The 14,613-nt window shown below is 73.6% G+C and carries 13 protein-coding genes; 7 read left to right on the forward strand and 6 right to left on the reverse strand.

Features of this window, described 5'->3' with window-relative positions:
• Positions 1-267 precede the first annotated feature (267 nt).
• Positions 268-711: an ATP-binding protein gene (locus ACWD12_RS14835; protein ID WP_358347207.1), complete on the reverse strand. Its 444-nt coding sequence runs from the start codon at positions 709-711 to the stop codon at positions 268-270.
• 327 nt (positions 712-1,038) lie between these two features.
• Between ACWD12_RS14835 and ACWD12_RS14840 the strand changes: the two genes are divergently transcribed.
• From ACWD12_RS14840 to efeB, 6 genes are all read left to right on the forward strand, one after another.
• Positions 1,039-1,806, forward strand: coding sequence for a hypothetical protein (locus ACWD12_RS14840; RefSeq protein WP_450099868.1), 768 nt, complete (start codon positions 1,039-1,041; stop codon positions 1,804-1,806).
• A 202-nt stretch (positions 1,807-2,008) separates the two neighbouring features.
• Complete coding sequence (locus tag ACWD12_RS14845) at positions 2,009-2,782, forward strand: YcnI family protein (RefSeq protein WP_450099869.1); 774 nt, start codon at positions 2,009-2,011, stop codon at positions 2,780-2,782.
• Positions 2,783-2,821: 39 nt separating this feature from the next.
• Positions 2,822-3,529 carry an SCO family protein gene (locus tag ACWD12_RS14850; protein ID WP_450099870.1) on the forward strand — a complete coding sequence of 236 codons (708 nt, stop codon included), beginning with the start codon at positions 2,822-2,824 and terminating at the stop codon, positions 3,527-3,529.
• A complete protein-coding gene (locus ACWD12_RS14855; RefSeq protein WP_450099871.1) occupies positions 3,526-4,110 on the forward strand; it encodes a copper chaperone PCu(A)C in 585 nt (194 codons plus the stop codon). Before ACWD12_RS14850 ends, ACWD12_RS14855 begins: the two co-directional genes overlap by 4 nt.
• On the forward strand, positions 4,100-5,947 hold the full coding sequence (locus tag ACWD12_RS14860; RefSeq protein WP_450099872.1) for a copper resistance protein CopC: 1,848 nt from the start codon (positions 4,100-4,102) through the stop codon (positions 5,945-5,947). The genes ACWD12_RS14855 and ACWD12_RS14860 overlap by 11 nt, the downstream gene beginning before the upstream one ends.
• Before the next feature lie 2 nt (positions 5,948-5,949).
• Positions 5,950-7,218 carry an iron uptake transporter deferrochelatase/peroxidase subunit gene (efeB, locus tag ACWD12_RS14865; protein ID WP_450099873.1) on the forward strand — a complete coding sequence of 423 codons (1,269 nt, stop codon included), beginning with the start codon at positions 5,950-5,952 and terminating at the stop codon, positions 7,216-7,218.
• 61 nt (positions 7,219-7,279) lie between these two features.
• Here the strand turns inward: efeB and ACWD12_RS14870 are convergent, their stop codons facing one another.
• The 3 genes from ACWD12_RS14870 to ACWD12_RS14880 all read right to left on the reverse strand — a co-directional run bounded on the left by ACWD12_RS14870 (position 7,280) and on the right by ACWD12_RS14880 (position 10,591).
• Positions 7,280-8,932 carry an alpha/beta hydrolase gene (locus ACWD12_RS14870; RefSeq protein ID WP_450099874.1) on the reverse strand — a complete coding sequence of 551 codons (1,653 nt, stop codon included), beginning with the start codon at positions 8,930-8,932 and terminating at the stop codon, positions 7,280-7,282.
• A 158-nt stretch (positions 8,933-9,090) separates the two neighbouring features.
• Entirely contained in the window at positions 9,091-9,387 is a 297-nt protein-coding gene (locus tag ACWD12_RS14875; RefSeq protein WP_450099875.1) for a hypothetical protein, read from the reverse strand.
• A 421-nt stretch (positions 9,388-9,808) separates the two neighbouring features.
• Positions 9,809-10,591: an ABC transporter permease gene (locus ACWD12_RS14880; protein ID WP_450099876.1), complete on the reverse strand. Its 783-nt coding sequence runs from the start codon at positions 10,589-10,591 to the stop codon at positions 9,809-9,811.
• Positions 10,592-10,706: 115 nt separating this feature from the next.
• On the opposite strand from ACWD12_RS14880, the gene pheA reads away from it, so the two are divergent.
• Entirely contained in the window at positions 10,707-11,651 is a 945-nt protein-coding gene (pheA, locus tag ACWD12_RS14885; RefSeq protein ID WP_450099877.1) for a prephenate dehydratase, read from the forward strand.
• A 91-nt stretch (positions 11,652-11,742) separates the two neighbouring features.
• On the opposite strand, the gene ACWD12_RS14890 is transcribed toward pheA, so the two are convergent.
• Positions 11,743-12,624, reverse strand: a complete 882-nt coding sequence (locus ACWD12_RS14890) for a polysaccharide deacetylase family protein (protein WP_450099878.1) — start codon at positions 12,622-12,624, stop codon at positions 11,743-11,745.
• Between the two features lie 216 nt (positions 12,625-12,840).
• The gene (locus tag ACWD12_RS14895) at positions 12,841-14,607 is read right to left on the reverse strand and encodes a diacylglycerol kinase family protein (protein ID WP_450099879.1); all 1,767 of its coding nucleotides are present in this window, start codon (positions 14,605-14,607) and stop codon (positions 12,841-12,843) included.
• Positions 14,608-14,613: the final 6 nt, after the last annotated feature.

Raw genomic sequence — 14,613 nt, forward strand, 5'->3', positions numbered from 1 at the left:
AGCGACGAGATCCCTGGAGACGGGATACCGGGGGGAGAGGGGACACCGCGAGGCGGGACGCCGGTCGGTCGGGCGTACGCGGGCCGGGCGCGCTGAAGAGGGGCCTGGCGGGGCGGGGCGTCACGTCGGGGCTCCTCGTACGGTCCGGTGCGGTGCGGGCACCAGGCTATGCGGAGCCGGGGGCGGCCACTGGGCAACCTGCGGCCGGGCGGGCGGGGCGGACTCGGGGCGGCCCGGGCAGCCGGGCGGGGCGGGGGCCGGAAGGTGTCAGACCGGCAGCAGCGCGTCCTTGCGCCAGCGCAGGGACTTCTCGAAGCGGATCACGGCACCCTTGCGCGGGTGGTTGCGGAGCTGCACGCGGTCGCTCATCGCCTCGATGAGGAGCAGTCCGCGGCCGCTCTCGGCGCCCGGCGCGGCGACGTGGTGCAGCGGCGTGCCGAGGCGTTCGGGGCTGAAGCCCGGGCCGGCGTCGCTGACCTCGACGCGGCAGCGGTTGCCCACGATCCCGGCCCTGACCTCGAATTCCGCGTCGGGGTTGGTGCTCTTCGCGTGCTCGACGACGTTCGCGCACGCCTCGGAGAGGGCGAGACCGATTTCGGCGGCCACTCCGGGATCGACTCCGGCGGTCTCCATGGCACCCATCAGCAGGCGTCTCACCATGGGGACGCTCGCTGTCTCCCGGGGCAGGTGGACGGTCCACCGCATGTCCATGAACGGGCCTCCGCTCAGAGGTTCGCATTCAAGATCTCGGGTGATATCGGCCGACAGTCGCTGTTGTCCGCCGACGTCTGACGTCTCGGAATAGGAGACTCAGCGCATATACCCAAATCCCACTGAAAGTCAACAATTGAATTTTTCCCCGATTGCGGCCGCCCGTATCAGCCGGAACGGACTTTGACGGACCTTTGAGGGAGTTGCGAGGGAGCGTCCCGTGCCCGGCCGCCTCCGGCCGTCCGCGGCGAGGGCCGAATCCGGCCACCGCGCCCGAACGGGGACCTGCGTTCAGGGCGTTCCGGCGCGGTGAGACCATGGGGCGTCATGCTTGCCGTGTCCCGTCCCCTCCGCGCCGCGCGCGCCGCCGTTTTCGCCGCGGTGTGCGTCGTGCTGTCGGCGGCCGGACACGCCTTCATGACCAGCGAAGCGCTGCCCGTGTGGACGGTGGCCGCCGGGTTCGCCGGGGTCTTCGCCGTCGCGTACGCCGCCGCCGGGCGCGAGCGCTCGTGGGCCGGGATCGCCGCCCTCCTCGCCGTCGGCCAGGTGGCGCTGCACACTCTCTTCAGCTTCGGCATGGCCGCCTCGGCGACCGCCATGAGCGGGCATGCGGGCGGCACCGCGCCGCTGAGCGTGCTGGACCGGCTGCTGTGCGGCGGCCGCGACGCGTCCGGGCACATCATCCTTCCGCCGGGCTGGTCGGCCCGCGACATCGTGGCCGCGGCCGGGCTCGACCCGGACGCGGCGGGCGCGCTGCCGACCTCGGTCCCGGCGGCCGACGCCGCGCACGGCGCCGGGCCGATGCTGTTCGACGGCGGCTTCGGCATGCTCGCGGCGCACCTTGCCGCCGCCCTGGCCGCCGCGTGGTGGCTGCGGCGCGGTGAGGCCGCGTTGTTCGGGGTCCTGCGCCGACTGCACGCGGTGGCGGTCGCGCCGCTGCGCGCGGTGCTGGCGCTGCTGTTCGGCACGGTGCCCGCGGGGTACGTGCCGTCGGCCGCGCGCCGGGTCGGGCGTACCGCCGCGAGGCCGCGTACCGCACACCTGCGCCACGACGTCGTACGCCGCGGGCCGCCCACGTTCGCCACCGCCTGCTGAGCGCGCCGCCCCGGGCGGAACGCGCGGTTTCACCCGTTCGGCCGTAGCGGCCGCACGGCCTGGACCGGACGGCAGGCGGACTCCGTACCGCGCTTCCTGCCCCGCCCGCACCTCGCAGACCGAGGTCCGGGCCCCGGTCCCGCATGCCCCGGCCCGCTGTCACGGGCTGCGCGGGCGTGCGCCCATCCACGGAGTTACGACCATGCAGCCCACCACCATCCGCCGTCGCGCCGCCGTGCTCGCGGCCGTGTCGACCGCCGCCGTACTCGCGCTCGCCGCACCCGCGTCCGCGCACGTCTCGGTGCAGCCCACCCAGGCCGAGCAGGGCGGCTACGCGGGCGTCACGTTCCGCGTGCCGAACGAGAACGACAGCGCGGGCACCACCAAGCTGGAGATCAACCTCCCCGAGGACAAGCCGCTCACCTCGGTGCGCACCCGCCCCTTGGCCGGGTGGACCGCGACGGTCGAGAAGAAGCCGCTGGCCACCCCGATCACCTCGCACGGCAAGCAGATCACCGAGGCGGTCGCCAAGGTGACCTGGACCGCCAACCCGGGCGTGCGCATCAACCCGGGCCAGTACGAGGATTTCGAGGTGTCGATGGGCCAACTGCCCACCGACACGGACAAGTTGGTCTTCAAGGCACTCCAGACCTACGACAACGGCGACGTCGTGCGCTGGATCGACGTGCCCGGCGCGGACGGCAAGGAGCCGGAGAAGCCCGCCCCGACGCTGAAGCTCGTGCCCAAGGGCGGCGCGGCGGCCCCGGCGGCGAGCCCCGCCGCCGACCAGGCCGGCGCCAAGTCCGGCACCGGTGCGGCGGACCAGAACCTGACCGCCGCCGCGTCGTCCTCGGACGACAAGAGCAGTGACTCCACCGCCCGTGCGCTCGGCATCGCGGGCCTGGTCGTCGGCGCCCTCGGCGTGGCCGTGGGCGTCTTCGGCATCACCCGCGGCTCCCGGCGGACCGCGAACTAGTACCAGTTCCAGCACGACCGTCACGTGAACGGGAGAACCATGCGCAAGGCACTAGTGCGGACCGCGGCACTTGCGGCGGCGGGCCTGATGCTCGCCACCGGCTGCTCCGACTCCGGCTCCGCGGAATCGCCGGCGGGCAACGGCGGCGCGGTGAAGATCGTTTCGTCCGGGCCGCCCTCCAAGTACCGGGGCACCGAACTGGGCAGAACGCTGGAGAAGCCCGTTCTCACGCTGACGGACACGTCGGGGCAGGCGTACGACTTCAAGGCGAAGACCGCCGGGAAGGTCACCCTGCTGTACTTCGGCTACACGCACTGCCCCGACGTGTGCCCCACCACCATGGGCGACATCGCCCTGGCACTGACCAAGATCTCGCCCGAGGACCGCGCCAACGTCAACGTGGTGTTCGTGACCACCGACCCGGAGCGCGACACCCCGGACGAACTCGGCGAGTGGCTGCACGCGATCGACCCCTCGTTCGTCGGTCTGACCGGACCGTTCGACCAGATCACCGCGGCCGCGAAGAGCGTCGGCGTGAACATCGACCCGCCGCAGGTCGCCGCGGACGGCAAGGTCACCAGCACGCACGGAACGCAGGTGATCGCGTACTCGCCGGACAACGTCGCCCGGGTGATCTACCTGGCGAGCGTCGGCATGAACCCCGACGGCACCCCGGCCGGCAGCACCGCGGAGAGCTTCGCCCACGACCTGCCGATCCTGATCCGTCCGGAGGGCGGCACGTCATGAGGTACGCCGAACTCCGGCACCCCCGCCGGGCGGTGGCCCTGGTCGCGGGCGGCGTGCTCGCGGTCGGCGCGGGAGTCGGCCTGGTCGCGTGCGCGTCGGACGGCTCGGGGAAGTCCGACCGTCCGGCCGCCGAGTCGGCGGCCGGACCGCAGGTCAAGGTCGTCGACCCGTACATCCCGCAGCCGGTGAAGGGCGGCATGGCCGCGGGCTACCTGGTCCTGCAGAACGACGGCGGGACAGCCGACCGCCTCGTGTCGGTGACCACCGACATCGCACCGAGCGCGACGCTGCACCAGACCGTCGACAACCGCATGCAGCAGGTCGAGGCGATCGACATCCCGGCGCACGGCAAGGGCGTCCTGGGACGCGGCGGTGCGCACATCATGTTCGAGGAGACCACCCGACCCCTGAAGAAGGGCGACACCGTCGACGTGACGCTGACCTTCGAGAAGTCCGCGCCGATCACCGTGCGCGTGCCGGTCCTCGGTATCGCCGAACGGCCCGGCGACGCCGGCGGTACGACCGCTTCCACGGGTCAGCCGGGCGCCACGACCGAGGACCACACGGGCCATGGCGGCTGAGGTCATGCGGGCCGACGTCACGGTGGTCGGCGTCACGGAGGCCGACGCCGTCGCGGACGGGGTCCCGGCGACGCCGACCACCGGCCGTCGGACGGCCCCGCGGCGTCGGCTGCTCACCCGGCTCCTCGCGCTGCCCGTGCTGCTGGCCGCCCTGGTGGTCGGCGGCGCGGGCCCCGCGTCGGCGCACGCGGAACTGGACTCCAGCAACCCCGCCGCCGAGTCGACGGTGCCGACCGCGCCCGCGACCGTGACGCTGCGCTTCACCGAGGGTGTGGAGACCGGGCTCGGCGGCGTCAAGGTCCTCGACCCGCAGGGCAAGCGGGTCGACACCGGTGACGCGGAACACGGCATCGGCGGGCCGTCGACGGTCACCGTGAAGCTGTCCCCGGGCCTGGCGCCGGGGACGTACACGGTCGCGTGGCGCGTGGTGTCGGAGGACTCGCACCCGATCGCGGGGGCGTTCACGTTCAACATCGTGCGCGCCTCGGCGTCGTCCGCGAACATCGGTTCGCAGGGCGCGGATTCGTCGGTGACGTTCGTCGACGGGTTGGCGCGCGGCCTCGCGTTCGCCTCGTACGCGCTGCTCGCGGGATCGGTGCTGTTCCTGGTCGCGCTGCGGCCCGCGGCGGTCGGCCGGTTCCGGGTGTGGATGCTGCTGTTCGCGTCGTGGGCGGGTCTGCTGGTGTCCACCCTCGCGGCCCTGATGTTGTACGGGCCCAAGGCCTCGGCGCTGCCCTTCTCCTCCGCGTTCGACCTCGACGTGCTGCGCGCGACGCTGGAGACGAAGCTCGGCCGTGCTCTCTCGGTCCGCATCCTCGTCCTGGGTGCCGCCGGGGCACTGCTCGGCTACCTGGTCGCGGTGCTCCCCGGTGCCGGCCGCCGCAGACGCCAAGTGCTGGGCGCCGCCTGGGTCCTGCTGTCCGCGGGCCTCGCGGCTACGTGGTCGCTGTCGGACCACGCGTCGGTTGGCATGCAGGCGCCGCTCGCGGTCACCGCCGACATCGTGCACCTCCTGGCGATGGGCACCTGGCTCGGCGGCCTGGCCGTCATGGTCCTCCTGCTGTTCGGCACGGAGCGCGACGAGGACGGCGAGGAACTGCCCGGTGCCCTCGACGTGCCGACTGTGGCGTGGTTCTCGAAGATCGCGATGATCTGCGTCTCCGTGCTGATCGTCACCGGCGTGTACGCGTCGTGGCGGCAGGTCGGCTCCTTCGACGCACTGTTCTCCACGACGTTCGGCCTGCTGCTCATCCTCAAGGCAAACTTCGTCACGCTGATGATCGCGGCGGCATGGACCGCCCGCCGCTGGCTCCAGGCCCGTCTGCGGGCGAGCGCCGGCGCGCGGGCGGGCGACCCCATGGGGCGCAAGCAGACGATCCGGCGCGCAGTGGCGGCGGAGGCGGCGCTCGCGATCGCGGTGATCGCGGTGACGACGGTGCTGGTGAACACCGAGCCCGCACGTACCGCGTACGCCCGCGAAGAGGCCGCCAAGCCGCGCATCGCCTCGGGCAGCACGCCGTTCGACGCGGGCGGCTCGGCCGGCAAGGGCATCGTCGACGTGGCGATCGACCCGGCGAAGGCGGGGGTCAACACGATCGACGTGTTCGTCCGCGATCCGCTGCGCAATCCGGTCGACCCGCCGGAGGTCACCGTCACCGTCGCGCTGCCGGACAAGCAGATCGACGCCATCGTCGTGCCGGTCGAGCACATCGCCCCCGGGCAGTGGCGTGCGCAGGGCGTGTCGCTGCCGCTGGCCGGCACCTGGCAGGTCTCGATCGCGGTACGCACGACCGACATCGACCGGGCCATCGTGACCGTTCCGTTGAAGGTGCGCTGAGCATGGCGAAGAAGAAGCAGGACGGGGAGAACGGTTCGGGCCTGTCCCGGCGGCGTCTGCTGGGCGCGGCCGGGGCGGCCGGGGCCGGCGGCCTGGTCGTGGGGGCCACGGGCGGCGCCGTCGGCGCGTCCATGGCCTCCGACGACGGGGGTTCGGGTGCCCGGCTCACGTCGCTCGGCACGACGGCGGTGCCGTTCCACGGGACGCGCCAGCCGGGCATCACGACCCCCGCGCAGGCGCGTACCGTGCTCGTCGCGTACGACTTGGAGCCGGGCACCGACCGGGCCGGGACCGCCGCCCTGATGCGGCGGTGGTCGGACACCGCGGCCCGCCTCGGCAGGGGCGAACGCCCGGACGCCGACGGGCAGGTGGCGCTCGACGCGGGCCCTTCGTCGCTGACCGCCACCTTCGGGTTCGGCGGCTCGCTGTTCGACAAGCTGGGACTGGCCGACCGCCGCCCCGGCGCGCTGAAGGCGCTCCCGTCGTTCCCCGACGAGGAGTTGGACGCCACACGCAGCGACGGTGACCTGCTGGTCCAGGTGTGCGGCGACGACGCCCTGGTGTGCTTCCACGCGGTACGCACCCTCCAGCGGCTCGCCCGGGGCATCGCTCGGGTGCGGTGGCAGATGACCGGCTTCACCCGCTCCCCCGGCGCGACGCCGCGGCCGATGACGCACCGCAACCTGATGGGCCAGGTCGACGGCACCGGCAACCCGCAGACCGGGGACGCGGACTTCGACGCGAAGATCTTCATCGGGGACGAGGGCGCGGCCGGCGGCGCGGCGTGGGCGCGCGGCGGCTCGTACGTCGTGGTCCGCCGTATCCGCATGCTGCTCGACGCCTGGGACGACCTGGACGTCCCGGCCCAGGAGCACGTCATCGGCCGCCGCAAGGACACCGGCGCGCCGGTCACCGGCGGCGACGAACGCACCGAACCCGACTACGGCAAGCGCGGGCCCGACGGCCGACTCGTCATCGCCGAGAACGCCCACATCCGGGTATCCGCCCCGGAGTTCAACCGCGACGCGACCATGCTCCGCCGCGGCTACTCCTACCACGACGGCTTCCGCCCGGACGGAACCCCGGACGCCGGCCTGCTGTTCATCGCCTGGCAGGCCGACCCCCGCCAGGGTTTCGTCCCGGTGCAGCAGAAACTCGCCCGAGGCGACGCCCTGTCGGCGTTCGTCCGGCACGAGACCAGCGGATTGTTCGTCGCCCCACCGGGCTGCCCGGAGGGCAGGTATGTGGGACAAGAGCTGCTGGAGGCGTGACGCAGTGGGCAATTGCCGGTAGCTGCCCGGTAGTTGCGGGTGACCGGGCGCGGCCCACCGGCTATTCGCGCGGTGGCGGCGCCGCGCCCCACATGAGCTGCACTCGGTCGTACTGGCCGGTGATGATGGCGGCCTGGTTGTCGAGGCTGTCCGGGTGCTTGGGATTCCAATAACCGCTGTGGCCGCGGGCCCCGTCGGTGGTGAACCGGTTCGCGCCGAACTCGCGGTCGTCAGGGGTGACTCCGATGACCGGCGCTGTGTAGGCCATCCCACCGAGCACCGGTACGTGGTCACCCTCGGCGCGTGCGACCCACACGTGCTCGCGGCCCACCCCGAACTGCGCCGCGTCGTGGGCGTGCATGCCGGGGCTGCCGACGGCCACGATGTCGTCCGCCCGCAAGCCGCCCGGGCCACGCGCCGCCTCGCCGACGACGAGCGAGCCGTAACTGTGGCCGATCACCGTGACGTGGCCTCCCGCCGCGGGGTCGTGGGTCGCCCGTAGACCGCTCACGAACTTGCCGAGTTGAGGCGCCGCGTCTTTGGCCTGCTCGGGGTTGAGCGCGTGGGTGAGCGAGTCGGGGGTGTCGTAGCCGAGCCATGTGATGGTCGACGTGTCGCGGCCTCCGGCATCGCGGGCGGCCGTCCACAGGGCGCGTACGCGGTCGACCTCTTTGTGGGCGTCCTCGATGCCCACGCCCATGCCGGGGACGAACACGGCGGTGTTGCGGGCCCGGTCGGGATCACCGACCGCGACGACCGCCCTGCCGTCTCCCTTGGCGGAGAAACCCAGCAAGTAGGAGACGGCCGTACCGGGACCGTCGGGGGCGAAGTCCAGGCGGGATCGCAGTGCCTCGATCGCGCCCAGACGGGCGGACAGTTCGTCGATCCGCACCGCGAACCGTACGCCGGAACCCCGGGTTCCTCCGGTGACGCCAGCCAACTTCGCTTGTTCGGCGGCGAGTTCCTTGCGCAAGGCGTCCTCGGTGGCGCCGAGGACGACGCGGTTCGCCCGATCGCGTACGACGGCCGGCAGTCCGTCGAGGCCGCCGAGGATCTCGGGGCACGCCACCAGGAACCGCCGACGGTCGCTCTCCGGCAGGGCGTCCCACCACGCCCGTACGGCCTCGGGGCCGCCCTGCGGGATGCGGGACGCGTCGATGCCCGCCAGCATGGCGACCATGCGTCCGTCGGCGACGGCGTCCGCCCAGCGGTCCATCCCGTCGCGTACCGCGTCGGGCGCCAGGTGGCCGACCGCGTCACCGAGAAATGCGTCGGCCTCGGCGGCACGGGCGAGGACGTCGGTGATGGCGGCGGCCAACCGGGTCGCGCGCGCCTCCTCGGTGGCCTCGGCACCGGGCGGCGGGGTGACGCGGCCGTCGTCGGCCACCGCGAGTCCGTACCGCGAGGCGTCGGCGAGCAGCGCGACGAGCGAACTCTGCGCCGACCGCAGCTCGGTCGCGGCGGTCTCGACCAACGGCCCCACACCGCACGCCTCTTGGGCCGCGAGCCGCAGCTCGGTGTCCTGCCGGTCCAGGGACCGGTACCCCGCGTCGGCGTCGGCTCCGGTCCAGCCCGAGGCGAGCAGCGGACCCGCGACGCCGGACGCGGTGCGTGCGCCCGCGCCGTCGAGATCCACGGCGAGGGCGGTCCAGTCGCGGGCCGCCGCGTCGAGGGCGTTGAAGCCCGCGTCGCGGAGCTGGGCCAGCGTCACCACAGGATCACCACGGCGTCATCACCTACTCCGGTTTCTGGTCGGCGTGTTCGAGGCAGCGGTCGGTTCATCGCGGCTCGGTCCAGGGCGGGCCAGTACGCGACAGTCAGTACGCGACGGTCAGACCCGGCGGTCAGTGCGTCGCCGTCAGTACGCCGCGGTCAGCGCACCGCTCCGTCGAACACCTCGGCGGCGGCGCGATCGGCACTCTCGTCGCTGTCGGCCGTCGCGGTGAGCACGGCGGCGGTATTCGCGAACGCCTCGCCTACCGCGGCGAGTCGGGCCCGCCACGCGTCGGCGACGGCGACGAGCGCGGCGCCGGTCGCGAACCCGGGGCATCCGGCGGACACCGCCTGTGCGCTGGACACGACGTCGTCGGCCAGCACGGGGAGTTCGGCGGCGAGGTGTTGTGCGCCCGCCGAGGCGGCACGCAGGGCTGCGGGGTCGGCGCGCATCATCGGCGACTCCGGGACGGTCGGTTCCGACGCGGCGGAACGGACGGGCCACCCGCAGTGCGTACGGGCGACGGGCGTGCTGCGAACGCCTGGTGCGAAGCTAGCCCGAGAACTCCGACAGAACGGTCGGTTGGCTGATCATTCACCGAAAAGAATGGCGAACTCCTGGTTTATCCACAGCCCTTCCCCGGCTTATCCCCAACAATGACCCGGGTTTTCCACAGCCACACACGGGGATCCACAAGCGCACCCCGGAATTCGCCTAGTGCTGTGGCCGGGAAGGTTTGCCGGTTCTCGTCGTTCAGTGCGGTGCATCGCAAGGCGCGGGCCCGAAGCTCGTACTCGGTCGTACCCGCGAGGGTCCGCAACGCCGCGAGGCGCCGTGCTGGGCGGCGAGAACCGGTGAACCTTTCCGGTCACAGCACTAGCTTGTCCGGCTGTTCGTCTGCGGCCGCATGACGAGCCCGCGGGCGACGCACTCGAGGACGGCCGCGACGGCGACGGCCTCGGTCGCCAACAGCGCGACGAGGACGAAGAGTTGCACCGCACCCGCGTCCACCGGGGACGCACCGCCCAACAGCATCCCGACGAACGCCCCGGGCAGCGTCACGAGGCCGACGGTGCGGGTCTGGTCGAGAGCGGGGATCAGCGCACCGGAGGCCGCCGGGCGGCAGATCTCCAGGCGGGCGTCCCGATCGGAGAACCCCAGCGACAGCGCCGCCTCCACCTCGCCGCGCCGGGTCTCCAGTTCTTCGAGCGAGCGGCGGCCCGCCAGCACGGTCGCGGTGAGCGCGCCACCGAGCTGGCTGCCGGCGATCGGGATCACCACGAGGCCGTCGAAGGGGATCAGCCCGGTGGCCGCCAGCAGCCCGAGCACCGGAAGCGTGGCGGCGAGCAGGGTCAGGGCCACCCAGACGTCGACGCGGGTGCCGGTGACGCGGCCGGAAGCGGTGACGGCCGCCACCGCGTACATGAGCGCGACGAAGAGCAGGGTCGCCCACCAGCGGTCGACGACGTGGCTGATGACCGCGGAGACGACAAGCAGTTGCAGCGCGGCGCGTACGCCGGCCACGAGGATGCCGCGCCCGTGTCCGAGGTGGGCCAGGGCCGCGACCAGCACCGCGGCGAGCAGCAGACCTGCGACCACCCCGCCGAGCGCGGGCGTCACCGGCAGCAGTGACGCCGCGACGATCATGGGCTCGCTCATAGGAGGACGGTAGGCCGTGGTCGGGGGATCCCCGCGGAGCACACCGCGGCAGGCGGGGCGGGGGTGGGCTGCCATGCGGACGGGTGGGCTCCGGAAGCGGGCTACAGTGGCCGACATGTCTCCCAGTGCCTCGGCCGGTGCCCCTCGTTGGACCTATCTCGGACCCGAGGGGACCTTTACCGAGGCTGCGCTGCGTACCCTGCCCGGGGCCGGCGAGGCCGTGTCGATTCCGATGGCCTCGGTGCCGGCCGCGCTCGACGCGGTGCGCCGCGGTGAGGCGGACGGAGCCGTCGTTCCCCTGGAGAACTCGGTCGAGGGCTCGGTCTCCATCACCCTCGACGAGCTGGCGACCGGCGAACCGCTGCTCATCGAGCGCGAGATCCTGTTGCCGATCTCGTTCGCGCTGCTGGTGCGCCCCGGCACGGCGTTCGAGGACATCAAGACGGTCTCCAGCCACTCCCACGCGCAGCCGCAGGTGCGCCGCTGGCTGGCCGCGAACCTGCCGGACGCGCACTGGTCCTCCGCCGCGTCCAACGCCGACGCCGCGCGCCTGGTCCAGGAGGGGCGGTACGACGCCGCGCTCGCGGGCGAGTTCGCCGCCGCGCGGTACGGCCTGGTGCCCCTGGTCACCGACATCCACGACGTCGAGGGCGCGGTGACCCGGTTCGTGCAGGTGCGGCGCCCTGGATCGGTCGTCGCGCCGACCGGCGCCGACCGTACGTCCGTCGTCGCGTTCATCGTCGACGACCACGCGGGCGCGCTGCTGGAGATCCTCCAGGAGTTCGCGGTACGCGGCGTCAACCTCGACCACATCCAGTCCCGGCCCACCGGCGACGGACTCGGCCACTACTTCTTCGCGATCGAGGCCGAGGGTCACATCGCGGACGCCCGGGTCGGCGAGGCCCTGATGGGGCTGCGCCGGGTGTGTGCCGCGGTGCGGTTCCTGGGCTCCTACCCCCGGGCCGACGGCGTGCGCCCGCAGGTGCGGCGCGGTACCTCGGACCCGGAGTTCGCGGACGCCGCCGACTGGCTCGACCGCTGCCGCCGCGGCGACGACTGACGGCTGACGGCGCGACCTGAAGCCGCGACACCCGACGCCGCGACTCCCCCCAACCGGGCCGCGTCGCGCGGCGGTACGCGACCGCCGCCCGCTATGCCGGGAAGTCGAAGCGGTACCCCTGGGCGACCAGCCACGGCAGGAGCTTCGTCAGCGCCGCGACGGTCTGCTCGCGGTCACCGCCCGCGTCGTGCATGAGCACCACGCCGCCGGGCCGCAGTTCGCGCTTGACCGTCGCGAGGATCCGGTCGGCGCCGCCGCGCTCCCAATCGCGGCTGTCGACCGACCAGTCCAGCGGCTTCATGCCGAAGGACGCCGCCGTGCCGCGGACCGCCGCGGTCCAGCTGCCGCCCGGGGAACGGAACCACGGGATGCGCACGCCGGGCACGGCCTTGAGGATCGCGTCCCGCGCCATCGTGATCTGCGACCTCAGCTGCGCCTGGGGCAGCCGGGCGATGCGCTCGTCGTGGGTCTCGGAGTGGTCGCAGAGCTGATGGCCCTTGGCGACGATCGTGCGCAGGAGGTCCGGGTGTTCGCGGGCCTGCTCGCCGACGACGCAGAACGTCGCCTTGGCGTCGTAGCGGTCGAGGAGGGCCAGCACCTGCGGCGTCCACTCGCTGCTGGGCCCGTCGTCGAACGTGAGCGCCACCGTGCGGCCGGACGACGCGGTGCCGCGTACCAGGGTGTCGGCGACGGGCGTCGGCACGGTGTTGAAGGCCGGCGGCAAGGCGGGCTCGGCAGCCGGGGCAGCCGGGGGCGCGCCCCGGCCGAGCCGTGGGTCCGGGGCGGCCCGCGGAGCTCCGGCCGACCGGTCGGCGGCCGACGACGCCGGCGCACCGTCGGCGCCCGTACGGTCCTGGCCCCCGCCCGCCGCGTCGGCCTGCGCGTCGGGCCGCCCGCTCCGCGCGCCCCCGGGCGTCCCTCCGCCCGTCGCACACCCGGTCGCGGCCAGGACGAGGAGCGCGAGCAAGGCCACGGCACGATGTACGCGGGATCCCCGGACAGTTCGGGCCCGGGCCGCACGAGCGGCACGAGGAGCACGGGCCCTACGACCCGCAACGGCAACCTCGGCGGGTGGGACGGCCTGGGCGGCATGCGGCACGGATCCTCCTCGTGGCAGGCGGTCGGCCGGTGCCCGGCCGCGGACCGGCCGGTCCACCGTGCCACGCCACAAGGGCGATTTGTCCGATTTTCAGGTCTTTTGATGATCGTGTCGCGCGTCCGACACCCCGTCGGCCCCACCGCCCGGACGGTCCGGGGCCACGATCTCGACGACGTCGTCCGCCACCGGGAACGGCTCCGCACGGGCCTCCGGGCGCACCGCGACCCGGCCCTCGGGCACCCGTACGACGAGCGCCCCGGGGCGTACCCGCACCGCGAGACGCGTGCCGGGCCCGATCGGGTCGCCGTCCAACTCGCGCGGCTCGGGCCGGGCCGTCGTGACCTCCACCGAACGGCCGGTGAAATGCTCGATCGGCCGCCACCGCCGCTGCCGCGGCGGCACTTCCGGCACGTCGCGCCGGCGGCGCCCTATGACGCGTACGGTCGCGTGCGCCCAGCCGGTCATGCCGTACGGCGCGAACACCACGACGTCCAGCAGCCCGTCGTCGGGCTCCGCACCGGGCAGCAGCTGCATCCCCGCCTGCAAGGCCCCCACGTTGCCGACCAGCACCATCCGGGCCCGGCGCTTGATCGGCTCGCCGTCGTCGATCCGCAGCGTCACCCGCATGCGCGCGTCGCGCAGGTGGCGCCCCGCCGACACCGCGTACGCCGGCCAGCCGACCTTCTTCTTCAGCGCGTCGGGCGCGTCCGCGACCATCGCCGCGTCCAGCCCGATTCCGGCCATCGCGGTGAAGTACCGCCGCTCGCCGTCCGGCTCGTCCGGCTCGATGCCGCCCAGGTCGATGTGCCGGTCGTGCCCGTGCACCGCGACGTGCACCGCGTCCGTCAGGTCGATCGGCAGGCCCAGGTTGCGGGCCAGCAGGTTGCCGGTGCCCGACGGCACGACCGCCAGCGGCACCCCCGTCCCCGCCAGCGCGCCCGCACACTCGCGCACCGTCCCGTCGCCGCCCGCGACCACCACCAGGTCGACGCCCTCCGCCAGGGCCGCGCGCGTGGCCCCGCCGCCCGGGTCCTCGATCGTCGTCTCCAGCCACAGCGGCGGCGCCCACCCGGCCTCGGCCATGATCCGGTCGATGCGCACCCGGTCGTCCGCGGAGTCCAGCTTGATGGGGTTCACCACGAGCGCGGCCCGCGGCACGTGGCCGTTCTCGCCGGTGTGCCGCAGATGGCCGCCCGCGCCGCCCCACACCGCGCGCGGCGACAGCACCGCCGCGTTCATGATCACCAGCACCGCCGCGGCACTCGCGAACGCCGCGACGACGTCGCTCAAATGGCTGTCACCCCGATAGACGCGGGACAACCCGACCGCGAGGGGGACCAGCAGGCACAGGACACGCCAGACCCAGACCCGGACCTTGCCCTGGAGGCGGTGGGACAGCAGGACGGCGATGCCGCCGTACAGCGCGAGGGCGGCACCCGTGTGCCCGGAGAAATAGGACCCGTCGCCCGGCACGTCGTCGAGGCGCTCGACGTCGGGCCGGTCCCGGTCGACGAAGGCGACGGTCAGGCCGTACACCGCCGTCTGCGCGAGGACGGTGCCCAGCAGGAACAGCGGGGCCCGCCACGACCGGTAGACCGCGTACGCGATCGCCGCGGCGACCACCGCGACCCCGATGACCGCGGGCGCCGACGAGGCGACCGACAGGACGCGCGAGACCGCGTCCCACAGGTCCGAGCGGTGGTCCTCCAGGGTCCGCACGAGGTCTTCCTCGCGCGAAACCGGCCACACCCCGTCGAGCGCGCGAGTCACCAGGAGGCCGAGGCCGACCACCACCAAGGCCGTCGCCACCAGGGGCAGGGCGATCCGCCGCAGGAACCGTCCTGCTTCCGTGAGCATGGTCGC

The organism is Streptodolium elevatio (assembly GCF_053592165.1).

Coding starts and splice junctions, on each gene's coding strand:
- ACWD12_RS14835 (WP_358347207.1), bottom strand. CDS start 711: ATGGACATGCGGTGGACCGTCCACCTGCCCCGGGAGACAGCGAGCGTC.
- ACWD12_RS14840 (WP_450099868.1), top strand. CDS start 1,039: ATGCTTGCCGTGTCCCGTCCCCTCCGCGCCGCGCGCGCCGCCGTTTTC.
- ACWD12_RS14845 (WP_450099869.1), top strand. CDS start 2,009: ATGCAGCCCACCACCATCCGCCGTCGCGCCGCCGTGCTCGCGGCCGTG.
- ACWD12_RS14850 (WP_450099870.1), top strand. CDS start 2,822: ATGCGCAAGGCACTAGTGCGGACCGCGGCACTTGCGGCGGCGGGCCTG.
- ACWD12_RS14855 (WP_450099871.1), top strand. CDS start 3,526: ATGAGGTACGCCGAACTCCGGCACCCCCGCCGGGCGGTGGCCCTGGTC.
- ACWD12_RS14860 (WP_450099872.1), top strand. CDS start 4,100: ATGGCGGCTGAGGTCATGCGGGCCGACGTCACGGTGGTCGGCGTCACG.
- efeB (WP_450099873.1), top strand. CDS start 5,950: ATGGCGAAGAAGAAGCAGGACGGGGAGAACGGTTCGGGCCTGTCCCGG.
- ACWD12_RS14875 (WP_450099875.1), bottom strand. CDS start 9,387: ATGATGCGCGCCGACCCCGCAGCCCTGCGTGCCGCCTCGGCGGGCGCA.
- ACWD12_RS14880 (WP_450099876.1), bottom strand. CDS start 10,591: ATGAGCGAGCCCATGATCGTCGCGGCGTCACTGCTGCCGGTGACGCCC.
- pheA (WP_450099877.1), top strand. CDS start 10,707: ATGTCTCCCAGTGCCTCGGCCGGTGCCCCTCGTTGGACCTATCTCGGA.
- ACWD12_RS14895 (WP_450099879.1), bottom strand. CDS start 14,607: ATGCTCACGGAAGCAGGACGGTTCCTGCGGCGGATCGCCCTGCCCCTG.